This window comes from Rhizobium sp. WW22, assembly GCF_047041135.1.
Classification (GTDB): domain Bacteria; phylum Pseudomonadota; class Alphaproteobacteria; order Rhizobiales; family Rhizobiaceae; genus Rhizobium.
In genome coordinates this window covers 2,614,586-2,635,940 of the sequence record NZ_CP178198.1, presented here as the reverse complement: position 1 = coordinate 2,635,940, position 21,355 = coordinate 2,614,586, and the positions used below count along the sequence as shown (strand labels likewise).

Sequence of the window (21,355 nt, the reverse complement as noted above, 5' to 3'; positions counted from 1 at the left end):
CAGAGGGCAATCGGACGATTGGTCCCAGCCTGGAGGGGAGTGATTAGCGATGGACTGCCAAGTGGCGAACAACATACAGTCCTCGTTGACAAGCTGAGCGGCCGCTTCGTGCGGTCCTCAGAAGGTAGCGCAAGGCTACGCCAACTAATTGTTATTGCATGATCTTATCCTTGGTGCCGGCGATGTAGCTGGCGGAACTGGATAGGATCATGGTCCCGAAGGAAAGGATCAGGATTATGGGTCATGGATTGGAAGGCAGGAAGGTCGTCATCACGGCGGCGGGACAGGGTATCGGCCGGGCGTCGGCGGAGCGCTTCATCTCGCTTGGTGCGCATGTCTACGCCACCGATATCAACGAGCAGACACTCTCTACGCTGGACGGTGCGACCAAGCATGTGTTGAACGTGCTCGATAGCGCTGCCGTCAAGGCCTACGCGGAAGAGCTTGGCCCGATCGACGTGCTCTTCAACTGCGCCGGTTTCGTGCATGCCGGCACGATCCTGGACTGTGAGGAAAAGGATTGGGATTTCTCCTTCAACCTCAATGCCAAGGCGATGTACACGACGTGCCGCGCCTTCCTGCCGGGCATGCTGGAAAAGGGCAAGGGTTCGATCGTCAATATGGCCTCGGTCGCTTCCAGCGTGAAGGGCGTGCCCAACCGTTTTGCCTATTGCGCTTCGAAGGCTGCCGTAATCGGCCTTACCAAGTCGATCGCTGCCGATTTTGTTGCCAAGGGCATCCGTGCCAATGCGATTTGCCCTGGCACGGTCGATAGCCCCTCGCTGCATGAGCGGCTGAAGGCAACCGGTGACTATGACAAGGCGCTCAAGGATTTCATCGCCCGCCAGCCGATGGGCCGCATCGCAACCGCCGAGGAGATCGCCGCGCTGGTGACCTACCTTGCCGGCGACGAGGCGGGTTTCACCACAGGCCAGATCCACGTCATCGACGGCGGCTGGACGGGCTGAAGCCGTTTTTCGCTATCGGAGGCTTCGTGTTGCGGGGCCTCCTTTTATTTGCCACTCTCGTTTGCGAATCGGTTTGTAACAGACGGTTTGCGATCGGGAGAGCGGCATGGATGCGAACGGATTGTTGCATCGTTCAAGAGGCCTCGTGCTGTGGCGCAAGCACTATGTGATCGTGATCTCGGTGCTTGCTGGTCTTGCCGTTTTCCTGCTTCTGACCTCCAGAGACTTCAATGCCAGCAATCTGCTGATCGCCTGGGATACGACCGCCGTCGTCTTCATCGTCTATAGCCTTTACCACATGCTGACGGCCGACCCGCAGCGCATCCGCAAGCGCTCGGCCGATCTCGATTTCTCGGATGGTTTCCTGCTGTTCCTGTCGATTGCGGCAGCGCTCGCAAGCATCGGCGGCATCGCGCTTGATCTGCTTGGCGTCAAAGACGCTTCACCGGAAATCGCCTTCTACCGCGTGATGATGGCGATCGTGACGATCCTAATATCATGGACGTTCTTGCACACGCTGTTCACCATCCACTATGCGCACCGGTTTTACAGCATTCCGGGCAAGGGGCAGGGGCTGAAATTCGCCGAGCCTTTGGAGGAACCGATTTATTGGGATTTCCTCTACTTCTCTTTTACCATCGGCGTTGCGGCGCAGACCGCCGATATCGGTATTTCCACAGTCTCGATGCGTAAGCTGGCGCTCCTCCATGCGATCCTGTCGTTCCTGTTCAATACGACGATCCTGGCGCTCGCCATAAATGTCGGGGCGAGCCTGATCTAGGCCCGCCCCTTCGATAGTCGCGGCTTATATTGCTAGACGACCGCATTGCCGGCCATGACGGCGAGAACCAGGAACACCAGGAAGATGATCAGGAAGATGGCGAAGAGAACGCGCGCGATGGTTGCGGTTGCGGCGGACACGCCGGAAAAGCCGAAAAAGCCGCTAATCAGCGAAATCACAAAGAAAATGAGAGCCCATTTCAGCATTTAGCTGTCTCCTCTGCGTTGTACTTCATAAAGACGCGGGAGGAGGGTGATTTGTTCCGAGGGCGTTTCGATTAACGCCCGATTCTGCTGGTTAAGGCTGGATCGGGCCTCGTTCATATTGGGGCTTGCCGGCCCTTCGCATGGCTCAGGGCGTTCGGCGCTGTAATCGATCCACTGGATCGATTACTTCGGCTACGCCGAACCGCGCCTCACCCATGATTGATCATCACATGCCGGACGGCCGTATAGTCTTCGATCGCGTAGACCGACATATCCTTGCCGTAGCCGGATTGCTTGAGGCCGCCGTGGGGCATTTCGTTGACCAGCATGAAGTGGGTGTTGATCCAGGTGCAGCCATATTGCAGGCGGGCGGCCGTCTGCATGCCGCGGCTGATGTCCTTCGTCCAGACAGAGGAGGCGAGCCCGTAGTCGCTGTCATTGGCCCAGGCGACGGCATCGTCGGGATCGGTGAAGCGGGTGACGGAGACGACAGGACCGAAAACTTCGCGCCGGACGATCTCGTCATCCTGCGTCGCGCCGGCAACGACCGTCGGCGCATAGAAGAAGCCGCGTTCGCCGGAGATCTTGCCGCCTGTTGTGATCTCCATATGCTTGTGTTCGGCGGCGCGGGTGACGAAGCTTTCGACGCGGTCGCGCTGACGCTTGGAGATCAGCGGGCCGATTTCGTTCTCGGTATCGTCAGCGAGGTTGAACTTGATGCTGGAGACGGCAGACGTCAGGTCGGCAACGAAGTTGTCGTAGACCTTGGCGTCGGCATAGATGCGGCAGGCGGCGGTGCAGTCCTGGCCGGCATTGTAGTAGCCGAAGGTGCGGATACCGGCGACGACGGCGTCGATATCGGCGTCATCGAAGACGATGACGGGGGCCTTGCCGCCGAGTTCGAGATGCGTGCGCTTGACCGTCTTGGCGGCCGCCTGCAAGACTTTCTTGCCGGTCGCGACATCGCCGGTGATGGAAACCATGCCGATCTTCGGATGGTTGATCAGCGCGTTGCCGACGCTCTCGCCGCGGCCGAGGATGACGTTGACAACGCCTTCCGGCAGCACATCAGCCAAAAGCTTCGCCATCTTCAGCGCCGTCAGCGGCGTCTGTTCGGAGGGCTTGAAGACGACGGTGTTGCCGCCGACAATGGCTGGCGCCAGCTTCCAGGCCATCATCATCAGCGGATAGTTCCACGGTGCAATCGAGCCGACGATGCCGATGGGATCACGGCGGATCATCGAGGTGTGGCCGGGCAGATATTCGCCGGCGACCGGGCCGTGCAGGTTGCGAACCGCACCGGCAAAGAAACGGTAGCAGTCGACAATTGCCGGAATTTCATCGTTGAGCACGGCATTGATCGGCTTGCCGCAGTTCAGCGCTTCCAACGCGGCGAAGCCTTCGGCATCGCGCTCGATGGCGTCGGCGATCTTGAGGAGATAGGCCGAACGCTGGCTTGGCGTCGTCTGCGACCAGCTCGAGAAGGCTTTTTCTGCAGCGTCGACGGCGGCATCGATCTGGCCTAGTGACGCCTCGGGCAAGTTGAGAACGGTCTCGCCCGTCTTCGGGTTGAGGACGCGCTCTTCCGTCTCCGTGCCGGCTTCGAAGCGGGAGCCGATCAGCATCTGGGTATCCATATTCATCTCCCTTTCATTTGCTGCCGCCGGCGATCTGATCGCCGTCGCGGGTAAGATAGTAGGCTGCCAGGATCGGCAGGAAGGTGACAAGCACGACGACCATGGCGACGACGTTGGTCACGGGTCGCTGGCGCGGACGAATGAGTTCCTCCAGCATCCAGATCGGCAGTGTCATCTGCTGGCCGCCCGTGAAGGTGGTGACGATGACTTCATCGAAGGACAGCGCGAAGGCGAGCATGCCGCCGGCAAGCAGCGCCGTGCCGATGTTCGGCAGGACGACATGGCGGAAGGTCTGAAAGCCATCCGCGCCCAGATCCATCGATGCCTCGATCAGCGAACCGGAGGTGCGGCGGAAACGGGCGACGGCGTTGTTATAAACAACGACGACGCAGAAAGTGGCATGGCCGAGAACGATGGTCCAGACCGAGAAGGGGATGTCGAACAGGCTGAAGGCGGAGCGCAACGCGATGCCGGTGATGATGCCGGGCAGCGCGATCGGCAGGATGACCAGCAGCGAGATCGCCTCGCGGCCGAAGAATTTCGTCTGGCTGACGGCTGCGGCGCAGAGCGTGCCGAGCAGGAGCGCGATAATGGTGGCGATGGTTGCCACCTGAACGGACAACGCGAGCGCCGACCAGACATCCGGCCTGTTCCAGGCGATGCCGAACCATTGCAGGGTGAGGCCCGGCGGCGGCCACTGATAGCTCTTCTCCTCGGTCGTGAAGGCATAGACGAAGATCAGGAGGATCGGCAGATGCAGGAAGAGCAGGCCTCCGGCGGCTGCGATCTTCAGAGGCAAGGAGGCGCGTTGGCCACGATCAGAGCGCATTACGACTCCCATCCGAATTGCACATTGCCTTGGGCTACGGCCATGGAAATGTCATTCTCGTATTCGTTGAGTATTTGTGCGAGCTGGTCGGCTGTAGGGCGTGGCAAACCATAGCGACCGCACATCAATTCAAATTGCGGCTTCAGCTGATTTTCGAGTTTTACGGTCCGTTGCCGTACTTCGTTTAATTTGAGTAGCAACAGCCAACCACGATCGTCACCTCGGAAATATATCGCCTCATCTCGAAAAAAATGATGCGCGAAATAGTCTCGTTCAGTCTTCATTTTTGTAAGTGAACTGGAGACAGGGACTAATTCTGGAATATCTTTCGTGGCTCTGATCAGATTCCCCAATGACAGCGATTTTGCCTTTTCGTAATTTTGATCAAAAGCCGCTTCCCATTCCGTCCGATTGCGGATGGTTCGATTTTGGAGTCCCTGTCCTGCTGCATCAAAAACGACGAAATTTATGAGAGAATGTTCAACCAGCGCGAAGCTAAAAAATAGCAAGCCAAAGTGAGCATAGAGCTCTTTCTCAATCGTTATCTCGTCGTTAGCGAGTTCGGGAAATTCCTCAATGAGCTTGAAAAATCTTGGATCAGAGCGCATCGAAAGCTCCCTGTTTTTTGGCGATCCAGAGATAGATGGCCATGATGACGATCGGCACGACCGAGAAGGCGGCGGCAAGCGGCACGTTGCCGGCGGTTCCCTGTTGCGCATAGACGGCCTGGCCGATGAAGAGGCGCGAGGAGCCGATGATCTGCGGGATGATGTAATCGCCCAAGGTCAGCGAGAAGGTGAAGATGGAACCGGCGACGACACCCGGCAGGGCGAGCGGTAATAGAACCGTGCGGAAAGTCTGGTTCGGCGTCGCGCCGAGATCGGAGGAGGCTTCCAGCAGGTTCGCCGGCACGCGTTCGAGGGCGGCCTGCGTTGGCAGGATCATATAGGGCAGCCAGATATAGACGAAGACAAGGAAGGTGCCGATATAGCTGACCGAGAGCGAGTTGCCGCCGATGATGGGCAAAGCAAGCACGCCGTCGAGCAGCCAGCCGAGATGCAGCTTGTCAAAGATCCAGGTGAGAATGCCTTCCTTGGCGAGGATGAGCTTCCAGGCATAGACTTTCACCAGATAGCTCGACCAGAGCGGCAGCATGATGCCGAGATAGAATAACGCCTTCCATTTGCCCTGCGCGTAACGTGCTGCATAATAGGCGATGGGGAAGGCGACGAAGGCGGAGGCGAGTGTAACGAGAGCTGCCATGACCACCGTGCGCACGATGATGTCGAAGTTCGCGCTATTCAGCAGCTGCGCATAGGTCGAGAGCGTGAATTCGTAATTCACCATTCCCGAGAAGTCGTCGATCGAGAAGAAGCTCTGCAGCAGCAGCGCGATCAGCGAGCCGATATAGATGATGCCGAGCCAGAGCAGCGGCGGCGTCAGCATCAGGAACAACAGCAGCTTCGGACGGCGCCAGAAGAGATCGGAGAGGTGGCCGAAGACGCCGCCGCGGCGCGGCAGGATCGAAGCCGGCGCTTGCTTCGCCGAGGCGGGGAAGGCTGCGGCGTTCATGCGGCGTCGTCCATATAATGGATATCGGCAGGCAGCCATGCGAGGCGGATGGACGCACCGGTATCCGGGGCTAGTTGCCCGGCGGGTACCGTCACATGCAGCCGGGTGCCGTTTGCTTCGACGGAGAGGCGGGTAGCGGCACCGAGAAAGCTCGTCGCTTTCACGGTCGCCGCCACGCCGCTCTCCTCAGTCAACCGGATGGCTTCGGGGCGCAGGCTCGCCCAACGCCGTTCGCCGCCGAGCGACGACATGGTGTCGGGGGCAATGACATTGGAGGAGCCGACGAAATCGGCAACGAAGCGGGTCTTTGGTCGCTGATAGATGTCGTGCGGCGTACCCTGCTGCACGATGCGGCCGTCATTGAAAACGGCGACGCGATCGGCCATGGATAGGGCCTCGCCCTGATCATGAGTGACGAAGACGAAGGTGATGCCGAGCGCGCGCTGCAGGCTCTTCAACTCCTCCTGCATCTGCTCGCGCAGTTTTAGGTCGAGCGCGCCGAGCGGCTCATCAAGCAGCAATACCTTCGGCTTGTTGACCAGAGCGCGGGCGAGCGCCACGCGCTGTCGCTGGCCGCCGGAGAGCTGACCAGGACGGCGGGCGCCGTAGCCAGGTAGCTTGACCAGCTCCAGCGCCTGTTCGGCGGCCTTCAGCCGTTCGGCCTTGCCGACACTCTTGACCATCAACCCGTAGGCGACGTTGTCGAGAATATTGAGATGCGGAAAGAGCGCATAATCCTGGAACACCGTGTTGACGTTACGCCGGTAGGGCGGCACGCCTTCGGCAGTTTCGCCGAAGATCTCGATATGGCCGCCCGTCGGCTGCTCGAAACCCGCGATCAGCCTGAGGCAGGTGGTCTTGCCGGAACCGGAAGGGCCGAGCATGGCGAAGAATTCGCCGGGCGCGATCTCCAGATCGACACGGTCCACAGCGCGAACCTGGCCGAAATGGCGCGACACCTGCTGGAAACGAACGGCGTTCATTGGTTTCTCCAGGGAAGGGTTGTTTTTCCTTCTCCCCTTGGGGAGAAGGTGGCCCGAAGGGTCGGATGAGGGATTGGTGCGGCATAGACTGTCCTTCGCTAGCCGCTCAGGACATTCGTCACTTCGTTCCTCATCCCCCTCATCTGCCTTGTCAGGCATCTTCTCCCCGCTGGGGAGAAGATAGAGATCACCGCCCGCCGATCACGCCGATATAGTCGGAGACCCAGCGATGATAGGGCACGCATTCGCTCTGTGTCGTGCACTTGGCGACAGGCGTCTTCCAGAACTTGATCTTGTCGAAGTGGTCATAGCCATTGGTGGCGCAACCGCTGTCGGTCAGGAGCTCATCGCCCTTGCAGGCTGCCGGAACGGAAGGTACGGCGCCGAACCAGGCGGCGGCATCGCCCTGAACCTTGGCCTGCAGCGAGTGTTCCATCCACATATAGGCGCAGTTCGGATGCTCGCTATCGGCATGCAGCATGGTGGTATCGGCCCAGCCCGTCGTTCCCTCATCCGGGAAGGTGGAGGCGATCTTCTGCTTGTCGGCCTGCAGCAGGTTCACCTGGAACGGCCAGGAGCCGGAAGCAACGACGCCTTCGTTCTTGAAGTCGTCGGTCTGGATCATGGCATCATGCCAGTAGCGGCTGACGAGCTTGCGCTGGCCGCGCAGCAATTCGAGTGCGGCCTTGTACTGATCTTCGTTGAGTTCGTAGGGGTCCTTGATGCCGAGTTCGGGCTTGTGCGCCATGAGGTAAAGGGCGGCATCGGCAATGTAGATCGGGCCGTCATAGGCCTGAACGCGGCCCTTGTTGGACTTACCATCCGGCAGCGTCGTTTCTTCGAAGACGACATTCCAGCTCTTCGGCGCCTGGTCCTTGAAGGCGGCGGTGTTGTACATCAGCACGTTCGGTCCCCAGAGATAGGGAACGCCGTAATGGACGCCGTTGACGGTATGCCAGGGGGCATTCTTCAGGCGTTCGTCGAGGTTCTTCCAGCTCGGGATGAGGTCGGTATTGATCGGCTGGACGCGCTTGCCGGCAACGAGGCGAAGCGATGCATCGCCGGATGCGGTCACGAGGTCGAAGCCGCCTTCGTTCATCAGGGCGACCATTTCGTCCGATGTCGCCGCCGTCTTGACGCTGACCTTGCAGCCGGTCTCCTTCTCGAAGCCGGTGACCCAATCGTAATTCTTGTCGCTTTCGCCGCGTTCGATATAGCCGGCCCATGCGACGATGCTGACGGCGCCCTCGCCCTTGCCGAGCGTCTTCAACGGCTCGGCGGCAATGACCTGCGTGGCGAAACTTAAGGATGCGAGTGCGGCCGTGCATGATTTCAGCAGATGCTTCATCGGACTCTCCCGGTTTTTGAGCCTTGATGGCGTGGAGCCAGTGGCTGGCTTCTTGTTCCCGGAAGGAAAGGTGACGCGATTTTGCCGCATTCGCAAATTCATTTATCAGAAAGGCGATATCGGAAATTCCGATTCCTAGCGCATATGCATGAGCTGGTAGCGGGCCTCTGCTAACGCTGCCGGCCCGAGCGCATGCTTTCGGCGACGCCGACGAAATCGCGGGCCGCTTGCGGCAGGCTGGAGCCTTTGCGCCAGACCATGCCGACCTGCACGACCGGCAAAGAGCCGGAGACGTCGCGGCTTTCGATGCGATCGCCTTCCAGCGACCAGGGGCGATAGACGAGGTCCGGCAGCAGTGCGACACCGGCGCCCGTCGCAACCAGGCTGCGCACCGCTTCGACAGAGCGGGTGCGGAAGGCGACATGCGGGCGGGCGCCGAGCGCGGTCAAAAGCTTGCCGGTGTTTTCCTCGATTTCGTCGATGGTCAGCATGATCAGCGGCTCACGGCTGATGTCGGCGACACTGATGATATCGGCCGAGACAAGGGGGTGGCCCATCGGCAGCCAGAGCCGGTAGGGCGAAGTTTCGAGGATCTCCGCCTGCAGGGCCATGCGGTCGCGCAGGTTGGAAATGACCATGACGGCGACGTCGAGTTCGCCACCCACCAGAAGATGTTCCAGATAGCCGCCATTATCCTCGATGGCGCTGACCTCGACGCCGGGGCAGGCACGGCGATAGCGTGCCAGAAGATCTGACAGAACATAGCCGGCGACAAGCGATGTCACGCCGATATTCAGCGTGCCGCCGGCTTCGTTCCGCTTTCCGGAAAAGCTGGTGCGAGCGTCGGAAACGGTTGCGAGGATCTTCGTCGCATGGCGCAGGAATTGATGACCGTTGTGGGTGATCGACAGACCGCGCGGATGGCGCTCGAACAGCTCGACGCCGAGGTCGCTTTCCAGCTCCTTGAGGGCTTCGGTCACAGAGGATTGCGAGATCGACAGGTTCTGCGCGGCCCGCGTCACGGAGCCCTGTTCCGCCACGGCGACGAAGTATTGCAGCTGTCTCAGCGTGAAGGCCATGTTCCGGTTAGAGCATGTTCGCGTCAGGAAAGGCAAGTGCTCGTCATAGCTGTGAAAGTTTGGACCTTTTTTGGTAACGATGTCGAACACGATGCAAGTTTTACCTCGGTTTTAAGTATTCCGAAACGCCAGTTCCCTAACGTGAGGGTTGATCATTTTTGTCGCCTTGGAGTGGTCTATGAGGGAGCAGTTGGCGTGAGCGCCTTACTGCACATTTTCCGGGTACCCCGGAAACTTGTCGTACTGATCGGCGGAGTGGCCCTTCTCGTGGGGTCCTCCGGCGTTTTTGCGCTTTATGTTGGCAAGGACAGGCTGCTCGGTCTTGTATCTGCTTCCCCCGACGGGCTCCAGTGCACCGACGTCAATCTCATCACGATCCGCAAGGACAACCGCTTCTGGGTTCGCAAATATATTCGCACCGAGCCGACCGATGGGTTGACGCGGGTCAGAACCGCGCTCCGCGTTGCCAAGGCCGTCTATCAGGAACAGAAGCCGGATCTCGTACAGGTTGTGGTTCTCGACCAGAACGGACCGACGTTGCGCTCCGACCTGCGCGGCCGGGCCTTTGGCGCCGATGTCGTCTATGTGGCCCATCCCGACCGGCTGGTCGATGGCAGCTCCGAAGCACCGCTGACGGCGCGCTATTACGATGGTGGCGCCAGTAATGCTGGCCTGTTTTACGGCGAGCAGATTACCATGCTGCCGCAGGATATCGATGCGGCGATCGCTGGATTGAAGGATCTGTCCGACTGCGGCAATGCGCTGGCAGCGGACAATGGCGGCGACGCCAAGAAGGACAAGATGAAGGCAGCGATCGCTGCGGAAGAGAAAACGGCCGCAAAACAGGGCGAGAGCCGCGATGCCAAGCCGCCGATGCCGGAGCCGAAATCGACCGGCAATGTGCGGCCGGGCTATGATGAGAACGGCGAGTTCATCGGGGCTGATGCCGGTTCCAAAGACAAGAGCCCATCACCGGGTTTGGACCCGACCATGACGGGTGCAGCCGACCGTCGCTCGCCCGTCACCAACTGATCAAAGCTGGCTTCGCACCATCCGGCGGACAAGTAACAGTCTTATTCCGCCAGATGTTTTTCGCCGATAGCCTGGTAGAGCGCGAAAAGCGCCTCGTGAACCTCACCTGCAAGACGATAGAAGTCCGGATTCGCCAGGATGGCAGGGTGCTGAAGAAGCAGGTCGTCGGTCATGTCGAGCATGATCGACACCGTGTGCATCGCCTCGTGGCAACCGAACGTTCCCGGTGCGTATTGCGAGAGATCGATGTCGCCGATCTCAGCGAGATCGGCCAGCCGCTGATGCTCGCTATCGTCTGCGGCTGGCATCTCTTTATCCGTCATAATACGCACCTTTGATGTTCGAAGGACCAAACCGGTCTCAATCGGCCTTGTTGCGACGGGCCGGGAAAAGAATGATGTCGCGGATCGATGGCGAGTTGGTCAACAGCATGATGAGGCGGTCCACACCAATGCCGAGACCGCCTGCCGGAGGCATGCCCTGGTCGATGGCATCGAGGAATTCCTCGTCCAGCTGCTTTTCTTTCTCACCGCGTGCGTGCGCCTGCTGGAGCTGCTCGACCATGCGGGCGCGCTGCTCTTCCGGATCGTTGAGTTCCGAGAAGGCGTTGCCGAGTTCCCAGGCGTTGCAATAGGTCTCGAAACGTTCGACGAGGCGCGGCTCGCCCGGCACTTCCTTGGCGAAGGGCGAGATGTCCTTCGGGAAATGCGTGACGTGTGCCGGCTGGATCAGTGTGCCCTCGACCTTCTCTTCGAAGATGAAGGCAAGGCATTCACCCCAGGTCGCATCCTTCTCGACGGCGAAGCCGGCAGCCTTGGAGGCGGCGCGGGCTTCTTCGTCGGTCTTGATCGCCAGGAAGTCGATGCCGGTCGCTTCCTTGACGGCATCGGGCATCGGCACGCGGCGGAACGGGCCCTTGAAGGAGATCTGCTTGTCGCCGAACGCGAATTCGGTGCTGCCATGGATCGACATGGCGAGCGTCGAGAACAGACGCTCGACGAGGTCCATGATGTCCTCGTAATCGGCATAGGCCCAATAGCACTCCATCATCGTGAATTCAGGATTGTGCCGGGTGGAGACGCCTTCGTTGCGGAAGTTGCGGTTGATCTCGAAGACCTTGTCGGTGAGGCCGGAAACCAGCGTGCGCTTCAGGAACAGTTCCGGCGCAATGCGCAAGTACATGTCGAGCTTCAGCGTGTTGTGATGCGTCTTGAACGGCTCGGCCGTCGCGCCGCCATAGACCGAATGCAGCATTGGCGTCTCGACTTCCATGAAGCCGTCATTTTCCATGAAACGGCGGATGCCGGAAACGATGCGGCTGCGCTGCTGGAAGCGGAGCTTCGATTCCTCGTTGGTCATGATGTCGAGATGACGCTTGCGGTAGCGCAGCTCGATATCGGAGAGGCCGTGCCACTTTTCCGGCATCGGCAACAACGACTTTGTCAGCATGGTGATCTGCTGGGCATTGATCGTCAGTTCGCCACGCTTGGTGCGGCGCACGACGCCGGTGACGCCGATGATGTCGCCGATATCGATCATCGGCAGCAACGCGCGAGCTTCTTCCGAGGTCACGTCCTTGTGGCTGAAGATCTGGATCTTGGCCGAGGCGTCGTGGATGTCCATGAACATGCCGGAGTTGCGCGAGGAATAGACGCGGCCGGCAACGGTGACGACATCGCCGGTTTCGGTATCCGGCTCCAGGCCTTCGTATTTCGCAGCGAGCTCGGCATTGGTCATGGTCCGGTGGAAATGCGCCGGATAGACGTCGCCGATCTGCTCGCGCAGCAGCTTCAGCTTCTGCGCGCGAACTTCCGTTGCGTCGGAGGAGAGGGCGGAGGCTTCGGTCTTGTCGTTCATGGTTTTAAAGTCCGGTTCAGTTCTTCGGGCCAACGAGGGTCGCAACGGTCTGCGCGGCAAGTTTCAGTCGCTGGCGGACGACGGAGCGGCCGAGGATCGCCATGCTATCGAAAAGCGGGAGGGAGCGCGAGGAGCCCGATACGGCGACGAAAAGCGGCGCGACGATGACCTTCAGTTTCTTGCCCATGCGGTCTGCAATGGCGCGCAGCTCGGCTTCGATCGTCTCGACATTCCATTCGAGGATCTTTTCCAGATCCGGCTGCACAGTGTTCAGGATCTCAAGCAGTTCTTCCGGCGTCGACTTGATCTTCGCGAAGGCGGAGGGGTCGAGGTTGAGGTCGGACTTGAACAGGAAGCCGGCCAAGTCGGGCAGTTCGCCAAGCTTGGTGATGCGCGACTGCGACAGCTTCAGGCCTTCCTTCAGGCGATCATTTTCCATCGCCCAGATCAGTACCCGATGCTGGAACTCTTCTTCTGACAGCTTCTCGCGGATCCAACGGCCGTTCAGCCAATCGAGCTTCTGGATGTCGAAGATCGCGCCGGCCTTGGAGAGGTTTTCCGGATCGAACTTTGCGGCAAGCTCGTCCATGTTCAAGAGCTCTTCACCTTCGGCGATCTGGATGAAGAACAGGCCGAGGAAGTTCATCAGCGCTTCGGGGATATAGCCGAGCGCTGTGTAATAAGAGATCGAGGTCGGGTTCTTGCGCTTCGACAGTTTCGACTTGTCTGCATTGCGCATCAGCGACAGGTGCATGAACACCGGCGGCTCCCAGCCGAGATACTGATAGATAAGGATATGCTTCGGCACCGAGGCGAGCCATTCCTCGCCGCGCGCGACATGGGTGATCTTCATCAGATGATCGTCGACGACGTTGGCCATGTGATAGGTGGGCATGCCGTCGGCCTTGAGCAGGACCTGCATATCGACGGCATCCCACGGGATTTCCACATCGCCGTAGACGCCGTCATGGAACTTGCAGGAGCCTTCAGTCGGGATCTTCATGCGCACGACATGCGGCTCGCCGGCAGCAACGCGTGAGGTCACTTCCTCGGCCGAGAGGTTCAGACAGTGGCCGTCATACTTCGGCGGCAGGCCGGCGGCGCGCTGCGCCTCGCGCATCTTTTCCAGGCGCTCCGGCGTGCAGAAGCAGCGGAAGCCGTGACCGGCCGTGACGATCTGCTCGACATAGGGCTTGTAGAGGTCCTTGCGGTCGCTCTGGCGATAGGGGCCGTAAGGGCCGCCGATATCCGGGCCTTCCGACCATTTCAGGCCGCACCATTTCAGCGCGTCGAGCACCTTTGTCTCGAATTCCGGGGTGGAGCGGGTCGCGTCGGTATCCTCGATGCGCAGGATGAACTCGCCGTCGTGTTTCTTGGCGAAGAGATAGTTGAACAGCGCGATATAGGCGGTACCGACATGCGGCTCGCCGGTGGGGGAGGGTGCGATGCGGACGCGAACGCCTGAAGTGGTCATCTTGTTTGCCCGTCATAAAAGGCCGGGCCGCGCTTGGGACAAGCGCCGTCCAGCCGAAAATGTCTATCTGGATCAGGAAACCGGCCGGAAAAGGGCGTCTTGCCGCTTCTATCAGCGTTTTCCGTATGGCTGGCCTTAGGCCATATTCAAGGGGTGACGTCAAGGGAAACTGCGCCGCGAGGGCAGGCAGAGGCACCGAGGACGCCGTGATGCATCGAAAAGGGCCTGCCTTCCAATTTCACGAAGCGTCTTTACTCTTCGTAAGTGTTTCAGGAGAAAAGCCTTACGCTTGCCCAATTTGATTTGCAATTTTCGCGGCAGTGGCGAAATAGGTTTTCAATCGTTCATTCCGGGGATCCCATTAAGAAACTAATTTTGCGCTTGCTATTGGCGGTCTCGATGGCCGACGCCGCCGCTGCCCAATCGACTATTACGCGCGATGGCTCGGCGAAACTGATCGAATCCTATCGCGCCTATATTGGCAATGACGATCTCTATAATTCCAAGGGCGAGCGCCTGACCGCACCCTGGCAGATCATCCGCCAGGACCGCGCCAACTATCACGCCTATCGCCGCCGTGACCGTGGCGACGAGGGCGACAGCTTCTTCTCACTGCCCTCCAATCGCCAGAAACTGGAAGCCATGCTGGCAAACGGCAATATCGCCGACGATGCCGGGAATTATATCGTTCGCGGCAACGTCTGGATCAAGGTCGACATTTATGGCCGCGGTGATGTCGGCGAATGGGTCGACGTGCACGTCCAGGATTGATCGATATGATGAAGCCGCACCTCATCATCGGTGCGGCTTTCCCGATTAGTGACTGCCCGAGGTTTTTTTCCGACGGTTCCGCGCCATCATGTTCAGCACTTCGACCAGAGCGGAGAAGGCCATGGCGGCGTAGATGTATCCCTTGGGAACATGCACGCCCATGCCTTCGGCGATCAGCGTCGTGCCGATCATCAGCAGGAAGGCGAGCGCCAGCATGACGATGCTCGGGTTTTTCTCGATGAAGTTGGCGAGCGGGCTGGCGGCGACCAGCATCACGGTGACGGCGGCGATCACGGCGACGAACATGATCGGCAGGTGCGGCGTCATGCCGACGGCGGTAATGATGCTGTCGATCGAGAAGACCAGATCCAGCAGCAGGATCTGGCCGATTGCCGAGGCGAAGGTTGAGGTGGTGGATTTGGCGATGAAATCCTCACCCTGTTCCTGCGGATCGACATTGTGATGGATCTCCTTCGTCGCCTTCCAGACAAGGAAGAGGCCGCCGCCGATGAGGATCATATCCTTCCAGGAGAATCCTTGGCCGAAGATTTCGAAGACCGGCTGGGTGAGCTGGACGATCCAGGCGACGGTTCCGAGCAGCGCAAGGCGCATGATAAGGGCGAGGCCGATACCGATCTTGCGGGCTCTGTCGCGATGTTCGGCCGGCAGCTTGTTGGTCAGGACGAGATGAAGATGAGGTTGTCGATGCCGAGGACCACTTCCATGACGACGAGCGTGACGAGTGCCACCCACGCCCCCGGGTCCTGTATCAGCCCCACAATATCCATTGACGATGCCCCCTTGATCAGCATTTGCCGATGCTGACCCCCAGCCCGGCCTCTCCAGAATGGCCGTAATGTAAGGAGTGTCATGGTTCGTACAAGGCCGCCGCCATTTTCATGGCGGCGGCCTTGTTTCCGGGTCTTGTTCCCAGGCATGGTTTCTAGTCTTTGAGGGGGATCCATATCTCCGTAACGCCCGTGCCCGTGCGTGGGTCGAAGCGGTCATCATAGCGTTCCATCATGTCGGGGGTGCCGGCATGCTGTTGACCCGATTGCGGCAGCCAGTCTCCGAAGATCTGATGCACCGTCGCAGAAATGCCGGAGATATGGCCGCGATGCGTGAAGATCGCGTAGCGCTGTTGCGGCAGTTTCGTCGTCACGAAGCCTTCGGGCAGGCCGTCCGGGGCGGAAACTTCGGCTGCCGACATGTAACGGAAGCTTTCGTTACCTTCTTCCGCCTGGGTGCAGACGCCATAGGCGACATTGCCGATCTGGTCGGGAATATGGCCGAAATACTGGTTGAATTTCTGCCAGAGCGAGGGGATGGCCTGTGTCGCCTCATAGGCATAGGTTTCCGCAAGGCCGGCAAGCAGCATGGCGGGATGGGTCTCGAAGCGCGGTGCCTCGAGCTTGGGAAGGCGGGTGTCATCCATTCTGATCGGTTCCTGTAGAGCGAGGTTGCGAACGTGCCCTTGCTTGCGCAGATTTTCCGGCGTCATGCCGAATTGCTCGCGGAAGGCACGGGTGAAAGCCTCGTGCGAGCCGTAGCCGGCATCGAGGGCAACCTGGAGAATGGAGGAGGAGCCGTCGGTCAGTGCGAGAGCCGCTTCGCTGAGGCGGCGGCCCCGGATATAGCTGCTGATCGAGTGGCCCGTCGTCATGCCAAAGACCCGCGAAAGATGAAAGCGCGACAGCCCGGCCGTCTCGGCGATCTCGTCGAGCGAGATGTCGGATTTAAAATGGCTTTCGATGAACCATATCGCTCTGCCGATCGCGCTCATTTTCAACTCCCCTGGTTGCCGGGCCACTCATAGGCCTGTGGCGGTGGCGATGCTTGATCGCCATTGCGGAGTTGAATTACTACACGCCCGCGGACAGCGGGAGAGGCCTGATCATCCTAATCCCTGCGATCCGGGCCGTAGCCCGCCAGGAAAACCCGCACGGCGCCGCGCACGACATAGTCAATCTCTTCCTTAGACGGCGGCTCTTCCATGTCGCCGAAGAGCCGCAGCTTGAAATAGCCGCCGCTGGCCATTTCCAGGAAGTGGCGGGCAGCCATGTCGAAGTCGTCGATCTTGAGATGGCCTACGGCAGCCTGCCGCTCGAGGAAGCCGCGCAGCACCGTGCGCAGATTTTCCGGACCGGTGAAAAAGCGTTGACAGAGCGAGGGCATGCGTTCGCGCACGCCGATAACCGTGCGCATGGCGCTGATGGTCTTATCCGAGGTGACGTGCGTGACGAAGACGATACCGAAATCATAAAGCGAGGTGGTGACATCCGCTTCGTCTGAAAGGGCATTGCGCACGAGATTGACGAAATGGGTTCGCTCGCTCTCCATCATGGCGGCGAACAGATCTTCCTTGTTGGCGAAATAGACGTAGAGAGTGCCCTTGGAAACGCCCGCCTCGCGGGTGACATCGTTCATGCTCGCCGCATCGAAGCCCATTTTCATAAAGACACGCTTGGCGCCTTCGAGAATCTGATGGCGCTTGGCAGGGTCCTCGCCGGCTGCCCAACGTCCACCGGAGCCCGGTGCGGGCGCGTTCAACACAGCTGCATTTTGGGATTCGTGTTTCATCGGCTCTTTCACTGTCTCCTTTACGCGATACTCGATCATTTTTTCTGAATCTTAAACAGATTCGCGAAATAAATCGAACCGCTCAGTTCGATCTCTCTTGATATGGAGTGAAAAAGGCTTTATGTCAATTGAACCGAACCGTTCGGTTCGATTAATTTGCCAGATTTTCGGTGGTAGGAAATGTCGTCAAGTCATGGAAACAATGTAGCGCGTATCGTGAACGAGCCCGCTGACGCAGAAGTGGAAGCCCGGGAAACCGGTGCGCCTGCCGAGGCTCCAGCTGCCGAAACGCGCGGCCATCCTGCTCCCGCCCAGGCTGCGCCTGCCGCTCCGGCCCCTGCGGCCCCACCGCCGCCGGAGAAGAAGCGGCGCAGCCTGGTTTTTCCCATCGTCATCGTCGCGGCACTCGCGGCCGGTGGCTGGTATGGCTATGACTGGTGGACGAACGGCCGCTTCATGGTCTCCACCGACGATGCCTATATTGGCGGCGATATCGCCACGATCTCGCCGAAGGTGACGGGCTATGTCGCCAAGGTAAACGTTGTGGCCAACCAGCAGGTCAAGGCCGGCGACGTGCTCGTAACGCTCGATGACGGCGACTACAAGCTGGCGCTTGGCCAGGCTCAGGCCTCGCTCGATACCGAACAGCTTTCGCTCCACACCATCGATGCACAGATCGCTGCCGGCCAGGCAGCCCTTGCCCAGTCGCAGGCACAGAAGGTTGCCCTGGAAGCCACGGTCCGCGGCGCCCAGATCACCCAGACGCGCGCTGCCGAACTGCAATCGAAGTCGGTCGGCACCACGGCCGCTTTGGACAGCGCCAATATCGCGCTTGATCAGGCTAAGGCCAATCTGGTCGGCGGCGACGCCGCCATCGCATCCGCGCAGGCCAATATCAACCTGCTGCAGGCTCAGCGCCGTCAGGCCGAGAGCACGATCAAGGGCCTGGAAGCCGCTCGTGACAAAGCCGCTCGCGACCTGTCCTTTACCGTACTGAAGGCGCCTTATGACGGTATCGTCGGCAATCGCTCGGTGCAGGAAGGCGATCTTGTCTCTCCCGGCCAGAAGCTGATGGCGATCGTACCGACCAAACAGCTTTATATCGATGCGAATTTCAAGGAAACGCAGATCCAGCATCTGGTTCCCGGCTCCAAGGTCAATGTTCACGTCGATGCTTTCAGCGATCATCCGATCGTCGGCACCGTCGAGTCGATCTCGCCGGCTTCCGGCTCGGTCTTCTCGCTGCTGCCGCCAGAAAACGCGACGGGTAACTTCACCAAGATCATCCAGCGCGTGCCTGTCCGCATCGCATTGCCGCAGGATGCGCTCAATACCGGCCGTCTGCGCGCAGGCCTCAGCGTCGTCGTCGACGTCGATACCCGCACGGCGCCGGACAAGTAAACGATCGAGCTCGGGAGAGACGCGCCATGTCGTCCGCCAGCACTACAGCCGGGTCGCCCCCACGCGCTGCCGGCCCCGCCGCGCCCGCGGCTGATCATATTGAGCCGAGAAAGCTCATCGCCTTTCTGGCGATGGTGCTCGGCATGTTTATGTCGATCCTCGACATTCAGATCGTCTCGGCCTCGCTCAGCGAAATCCAGGCCGGCCTCAGCGCCGGCTCGGATGAAATCGGCTGGGTCCAGACGGCCTATCTGATCGCCGAAGTCATCATGATCCCGCTGTCGGGAACGCTGGCGCGCATTATCTCGACGCGCTACCTGTTCGCGATTTCGGCTGCCGGCTTCACAGCAGCGAGTGCGCTTGCCGCGACCGCCACCAACATCGATCAGATGATCATCTACCGCGCCCTGCAGGGCTTCATCGGTGGCGGCATGATCCCCTCGGTCTTTGCGGCGGCATTCACGATCTTCCCGCCGTCCAAGCGCAACGTCGTCTCGCCGATCATCGGTCTGATCGCCACGCTGGCGCCGACCATCGGCCCGACGGTCGGCGGCTATCTGTCCAACGCGTTTTCCTGGCATTGGCTGTTTCTGGTCAACATTCCACCCGGTATCATCGTTGCCATCGTCACCTGGAATTTCATCGATTTCGACAAGCCCGAGCTGTCGCTTTTCAAGAAGTTCGACTGGTGGGGCCTGATTTCGATGGGTGTTTTCCTCGGCGCGCTCGAATATGTGCTTGAGGAAGGCAATACGAACGACTGGTTCAACGACAATTATATCGTTGCGGGCGCCATCGCCTCCGCCATCGGTGCCGTGATCTTCTTCTACCGCGCCTTCACGGTCGATTTCCCTGTCGTCGATCTCAGGGCCTTCACGAACAAGAACTTCTCCTTCGGGTCCGTATTTTCCTTCGTCATGGGCATCGGCCTCTACGGCCTGACCTATATCTATCCGCTCTATCTCGCGCGGATTCGTGGCTACGATTCGCTGCAGATCGGCGAGACGATGTTCGTCTCCGGCCTCACCATGTTCTTCACGGCGCCGCTGGCCGGCTTCCTGTCGAGCAAGGTCGACCTGCGCATCCTGATGATCATCGGCTTCACCAGCTTCTCGGCCGGCACCTACATCATGATGCACCTGACGGTGGACTGGGACTTCTGGGAGCTGCTCATCCCGCAGATCCTGCGCGGTTTCGGTCTGATGCTGTGCATGGTGCCGATCAACAATATCGCGCTCGGAACCATGCCGCCCGCCCGTATGCGCGGTGCGTCCGGCCTGTTCAATCTGACGCGCAATCTCGGCGGGGCCGTCGGACTCGCGATCATCAATACGCTTTTGACGAACAGGCAGGACCAGCATTATTTCAACCTGCGCGACCATGTTCATTGGGGCAGCCATGCGGCCGTTACCCAATTGAACAACATGGCCGCCAGCTTCAATGCAGCGGGTCTGGACGGCGACCAGGCCGCCCTGAAGCAAATGGTCAACATGGCGACGCGGCAGGCGGTCGTCATGTCCTTCGGGGATATTTTCCTGATGCTGACCGTGCTGTTCCTCGCGATGATCCTCGGCGTTCTGATGATCAGCAAGCCGAATACCGCAGGTGGCGGTGGCGGCGGAGGCCACTGATCCGGCTCTTATAAATGCTCCCAAGGCATGGCCCCTCCTCGCGAGGGGCCTTTTTTGTTTGTGATATCTATCGGAAAAATTCGTCGGTCCGAAATTTTTGATTTACGTACATCAAAAATCGCAGTAAGGCTTTCTGCAGGGGGACCCATGAGACCGACCGTGCATGACATCGCCGCCGCCGCGGGCGTCAGCCTCGCTACGGTGGACCGCGTTTTGAACCAGCGGCCGGGTGTCCGACTGGTAACGCGGGAGAAGGTGGAAGCCGCTATCCGGCAAATCGGCTATATCCGCGATGTCGCAGCTGCCAATCTGGCCAAGAGCCGGGTCTATCCTCTCGTTTTCATCGTGCCGACCGGCGACAATTCCTTCATGCACGGGCTGCGATTCGAAGTGCATCAGGCAACCTTACGGGCCAGCATAGAGCGCACGGACATCCGCATCGTCGAGGTGCCACCATTCGATGTGCCGGCGCTGGTCGCGGCGCTGGACGCCTTGCAGGGGCAGGATATCGCCGGTGTCGCTCTCGTGGCAACCGACGCGCCGGAAGTCAGGGCCGCCGTCGACCGTCTCGTGTCGGAGCGTATTCCCGTCATAACGCTGGTCTCGGATCTCACCGATTCCACCCGCCATCACTATGCGGGTATCGACAATATTGCCGCGGGACGGACTGCCGCGCGGCTGCTCGGGCGCTTCCTTGGCGGTCGTGAAGGCGATCTTACCGTTCTCGCCGGCTCGATGCTGGTGCGCGACCATCGCGAACGCCTGCAGGGCTTTTCCGCCGTGATGGCAGAAGAGTTTCCCAAGCTCCGGCTGCTGCCCGTGCTGGAAGGACGTGACGATCCCGAGCGGGCCAAATCGCTTGTCTCCAAGGCGCTGTCCGAAAACAAGGACATTATCGGCATCTACAGCCTCGGCGCCGGCAACCGCGGTCTGATAGCGGCGCTGAAGGCCGTACGGCCCGAGCGTGAGTTGACCGTGGTCGTGCACGAGCTGACGCGGCATACGCGGGCGGCGCTGTTGGATGGCACGATCGACGCCGTCCTCAATCAGGATGCCGGTCATGAAGTCCGCAGCGCCATCCGCGTCATGAAGGCGACCGCCGACGGCCAAGCCGTCATCGCCGACCAGGAGCGTATACGCCTCGACATTTTCTTGAAGGATAATCTGCCCTGAGTATTCGAACGCGGCAGAGCATAGGGAGTAATA

20 protein-coding genes and 1 pseudogene are annotated in these 21,355 nt (G+C 59.8%); 7 read left to right on the top strand and 14 right to left on the bottom strand.

Annotated elements, in window-relative coordinates:
- Nucleotides 1-236 precede the first annotated feature (236 nt).
- Together ACK83U_RS13035 and ACK83U_RS13030 are read left to right on the top strand one after the other, a co-directional pair.
- Nucleotides 237-968 carry an SDR family oxidoreductase gene (locus tag ACK83U_RS13035; RefSeq protein ID WP_112410131.1) on the top strand — a complete coding sequence of 244 codons (732 nt, stop codon included), beginning with the start codon at nt 237-239 and terminating at the stop codon, nt 966-968.
- 106 nt (nt 969-1,074) lie between these two features.
- Nucleotides 1,075-1,749: a DUF1345 domain-containing protein gene (locus ACK83U_RS13030; RefSeq protein ID WP_112602931.1), complete on the top strand. Its 675-nt coding sequence runs from the start codon at nt 1,075-1,077 to the stop codon at nt 1,747-1,749.
- Between the two features lie 32 nt (nt 1,750-1,781).
- Here the strand turns inward: ACK83U_RS13030 and ACK83U_RS13025 are convergent, their stop codons facing one another.
- The 8 genes from ACK83U_RS13025 to ACK83U_RS12990 all read right to left on the bottom strand — a co-directional run bounded on the left by ACK83U_RS13025 (nt 1,782) and on the right by ACK83U_RS12990 (nt 9,403).
- Nucleotides 1,782-1,955 carry a DUF1328 domain-containing protein gene (locus ACK83U_RS13025; RefSeq protein ID WP_037196276.1) on the bottom strand — a complete coding sequence of 58 codons (174 nt, stop codon included), beginning with the start codon at nt 1,953-1,955 and terminating at the stop codon, nt 1,782-1,784.
- Between the two features lie 209 nt (nt 1,956-2,164).
- The gene (locus ACK83U_RS13020) at nt 2,165-3,592 is read right to left on the bottom strand and encodes a gamma-aminobutyraldehyde dehydrogenase (protein WP_112602929.1); all 1,428 of its coding nucleotides are present in this window, start codon (nt 3,590-3,592) and stop codon (nt 2,165-2,167) included.
- 13 nt (nt 3,593-3,605) lie between these two features.
- Nucleotides 3,606-4,421, bottom strand: a complete 816-nt coding sequence (locus tag ACK83U_RS13015) for an ABC transporter permease (RefSeq protein ID WP_112602927.1) — start codon at nt 4,419-4,421, stop codon at nt 3,606-3,608.
- On the bottom strand, nt 4,421-5,029 hold the full coding sequence (locus ACK83U_RS13010; protein WP_112602925.1) for a hypothetical protein: 609 nt from the start codon (nt 5,027-5,029) through the stop codon (nt 4,421-4,423). The genes ACK83U_RS13015 and ACK83U_RS13010 overlap by 1 nt, the downstream gene beginning before the upstream one ends.
- Complete coding sequence (locus tag ACK83U_RS13005; protein ID WP_112602923.1) at nt 5,019-5,993, bottom strand: ABC transporter permease; 975 nt, start codon at nt 5,991-5,993, stop codon at nt 5,019-5,021. Before ACK83U_RS13005 ends, ACK83U_RS13010 begins: the two co-directional genes overlap by 11 nt.
- Complete coding sequence (locus ACK83U_RS13000; RefSeq protein ID WP_112602921.1) at nt 5,990-6,976, bottom strand: ABC transporter ATP-binding protein; 987 nt, start codon at nt 6,974-6,976, stop codon at nt 5,990-5,992. Before ACK83U_RS13000 ends, ACK83U_RS13005 begins: the two co-directional genes overlap by 4 nt.
- A gap of 187 nt (nt 6,977-7,163) precedes the next feature.
- Entirely contained in the window at nt 7,164-8,324 is a 1,161-nt protein-coding gene (locus ACK83U_RS12995) for an ABC transporter substrate-binding protein (protein ID WP_112602919.1), read from the bottom strand.
- A gap of 170 nt (nt 8,325-8,494) precedes the next feature.
- Entirely contained in the window at nt 8,495-9,403 is a 909-nt protein-coding gene (locus ACK83U_RS12990; protein WP_112343236.1) for a LysR family transcriptional regulator, read from the bottom strand.
- 195 nt (nt 9,404-9,598) lie between these two features.
- Here ACK83U_RS12990 and ACK83U_RS12985 point away from each other — a divergent pair, with 195 nt between their 5' ends.
- Nucleotides 9,599-10,435, top strand: coding sequence for a hypothetical protein (locus tag ACK83U_RS12985; RefSeq protein ID WP_112602917.1), 837 nt, complete (start codon nt 9,599-9,601; stop codon nt 10,433-10,435).
- A 41-nt stretch (nt 10,436-10,476) separates the two neighbouring features.
- On the opposite strand, the gene ACK83U_RS12980 is transcribed toward ACK83U_RS12985, so the two are convergent.
- Genes ACK83U_RS12980 through gltX form a run of 3 tightly spaced genes read right to left on the bottom strand, consistent with a single transcriptional unit; the run spans nt 10,477 to nt 13,766 of the window.
- Nucleotides 10,477-10,743 carry a hypothetical protein gene (locus ACK83U_RS12980; protein ID WP_015341182.1) on the bottom strand — a complete coding sequence of 89 codons (267 nt, stop codon included), beginning with the start codon at nt 10,741-10,743 and terminating at the stop codon, nt 10,477-10,479.
- Nucleotides 10,744-10,795: 52 nt separating this feature from the next.
- The gene (gene lysS, locus ACK83U_RS12975) at nt 10,796-12,292 is read right to left on the bottom strand and encodes a lysine--tRNA ligase (protein ID WP_112335205.1); all 1,497 of its coding nucleotides are present in this window, start codon (nt 12,290-12,292) and stop codon (nt 10,796-10,798) included.
- Between the two features lie 16 nt (nt 12,293-12,308).
- Complete coding sequence (gltX, locus tag ACK83U_RS12970) at nt 12,309-13,766, bottom strand: glutamate--tRNA ligase (RefSeq protein WP_112602915.1); 1,458 nt, start codon at nt 13,764-13,766, stop codon at nt 12,309-12,311.
- A gap of 360 nt (nt 13,767-14,126) precedes the next feature.
- On the opposite strand from gltX, the gene ACK83U_RS12965 reads away from it, so the two are divergent.
- Nucleotides 14,127-14,537: a hypothetical protein gene (locus ACK83U_RS12965; RefSeq protein WP_412474852.1), complete on the top strand. Its 411-nt coding sequence runs from the start codon at nt 14,127-14,129 to the stop codon at nt 14,535-14,537.
- Nucleotides 14,538-14,582: 45 nt separating this feature from the next.
- Here ACK83U_RS12965 and ACK83U_RS12960 read toward each other — a convergent pair.
- From ACK83U_RS12960 to ACK83U_RS12950, 3 genes and pseudogenes are all read right to left on the bottom strand, one after another.
- Nucleotides 14,583-15,325, bottom strand: a pseudogene (locus ACK83U_RS12960) (TerC family protein).
- A 155-nt stretch (nt 15,326-15,480) separates the two neighbouring features.
- Nucleotides 15,481-16,320 carry a GyrI-like domain-containing protein gene (locus ACK83U_RS12955; RefSeq protein ID WP_112602911.1) on the bottom strand — a complete coding sequence of 280 codons (840 nt, stop codon included), beginning with the start codon at nt 16,318-16,320 and terminating at the stop codon, nt 15,481-15,483.
- A gap of 116 nt (nt 16,321-16,436) precedes the next feature.
- On the bottom strand, nt 16,437-17,117 hold the full coding sequence (locus ACK83U_RS12950; RefSeq protein WP_112602909.1) for a TetR/AcrR family transcriptional regulator: 681 nt from the start codon (nt 17,115-17,117) through the stop codon (nt 16,437-16,439).
- 180 nt (nt 17,118-17,297) lie between these two features.
- On the opposite strand from ACK83U_RS12950, the gene ACK83U_RS12945 reads away from it, so the two are divergent.
- From ACK83U_RS12945 to ACK83U_RS12935, 3 genes are all read left to right on the top strand, one after another.
- Nucleotides 17,298-18,518 (top strand): HlyD family secretion protein, encoded by a 1,221-nt coding sequence (locus ACK83U_RS12945; RefSeq protein WP_112602907.1) that lies wholly within the window; start codon nt 17,298-17,300, stop codon nt 18,516-18,518.
- A gap of 26 nt (nt 18,519-18,544) precedes the next feature.
- Complete coding sequence (locus ACK83U_RS12940) at nt 18,545-20,149, top strand: DHA2 family efflux MFS transporter permease subunit (protein ID WP_112335199.1); 1,605 nt, start codon at nt 18,545-18,547, stop codon at nt 20,147-20,149.
- Between the two features lie 147 nt (nt 20,150-20,296).
- On the top strand, nt 20,297-21,322 hold the full coding sequence (locus ACK83U_RS12935; RefSeq protein WP_112400715.1) for a LacI family DNA-binding transcriptional regulator: 1,026 nt from the start codon (nt 20,297-20,299) through the stop codon (nt 21,320-21,322).
- The last annotated feature ends 33 nt before the right edge of the window (nt 21,323-21,355 follow it).

Excerpts from the sequence above, each read along its gene's own strand:
- ACK83U_RS13035 (WP_112410131.1), top strand. The coding sequence starts at position 237 with ATGGGTCATGGATTGGAAGGCAGGAAGGTCGTCATCACGGCGGCGGGA.
- ACK83U_RS13030 (WP_112602931.1), top strand. The coding sequence starts at position 1,075 with ATGGATGCGAACGGATTGTTGCATCGTTCAAGAGGCCTCGTGCTGTGG.
- ACK83U_RS13025 (WP_037196276.1), bottom strand. The coding sequence starts at position 1,955 with ATGCTGAAATGGGCTCTCATTTTCTTTGTGATTTCGCTGATTAGCGGC.
- ACK83U_RS13020 (WP_112602929.1), bottom strand. The coding sequence starts at position 3,592 with ATGGATACCCAGATGCTGATCGGCTCCCGCTTCGAAGCCGGCACGGAG.
- ACK83U_RS13015 (WP_112602927.1), bottom strand. The coding sequence starts at position 4,421 with ATGCGCTCTGATCGTGGCCAACGCGCCTCCTTGCCTCTGAAGATCGCA.
- ACK83U_RS13010 (WP_112602925.1), bottom strand. The coding sequence starts at position 5,029 with ATGCGCTCTGATCCAAGATTTTTCAAGCTCATTGAGGAATTTCCCGAA.
- ACK83U_RS13005 (WP_112602923.1), bottom strand. The coding sequence starts at position 5,993 with ATGAACGCCGCAGCCTTCCCCGCCTCGGCGAAGCAAGCGCCGGCTTCG.
- ACK83U_RS13000 (WP_112602921.1), bottom strand. The coding sequence starts at position 6,976 with ATGAACGCCGTTCGTTTCCAGCAGGTGTCGCGCCATTTCGGCCAGGTT.
- ACK83U_RS12995 (WP_112602919.1), bottom strand. The coding sequence starts at position 8,324 with ATGAAGCATCTGCTGAAATCATGCACGGCCGCACTCGCATCCTTAAGT.
- ACK83U_RS12990 (WP_112343236.1), bottom strand. The coding sequence starts at position 9,403 with ATGGCCTTCACGCTGAGACAGCTGCAATACTTCGTCGCCGTGGCGGAA.
- ACK83U_RS12980 (WP_015341182.1), bottom strand. The coding sequence starts at position 10,743 with ATGCCAGCCGCAGACGATAGCGAGCATCAGCGGCTGGCCGATCTCGCT.
- lysS (WP_112335205.1), bottom strand. The coding sequence starts at position 12,292 with ATGAACGACAAGACCGAAGCCTCCGCCCTCTCCTCCGACGCAACGGAA.
- gltX (WP_112602915.1), bottom strand. The coding sequence starts at position 13,766 with ATGACCACTTCAGGCGTTCGCGTCCGCATCGCACCCTCCCCCACCGGC.
- ACK83U_RS12955 (WP_112602911.1), bottom strand. The coding sequence starts at position 16,320 with ATGAGCGCGATCGGCAGAGCGATATGGTTCATCGAAAGCCATTTTAAA.
- ACK83U_RS12950 (WP_112602909.1), bottom strand. The coding sequence starts at position 17,117 with ATGAAACACGAATCCCAAAATGCAGCTGTGTTGAACGCGCCCGCACCG.
- ACK83U_RS12945 (WP_112602907.1), top strand. The coding sequence starts at position 17,298 with ATGTCGTCAAGTCATGGAAACAATGTAGCGCGTATCGTGAACGAGCCC.
- ACK83U_RS12940 (WP_112335199.1), top strand. The coding sequence starts at position 18,545 with ATGTCGTCCGCCAGCACTACAGCCGGGTCGCCCCCACGCGCTGCCGGC.
- ACK83U_RS12935 (WP_112400715.1), top strand. The coding sequence starts at position 20,297 with ATGAGACCGACCGTGCATGACATCGCCGCCGCCGCGGGCGTCAGCCTC.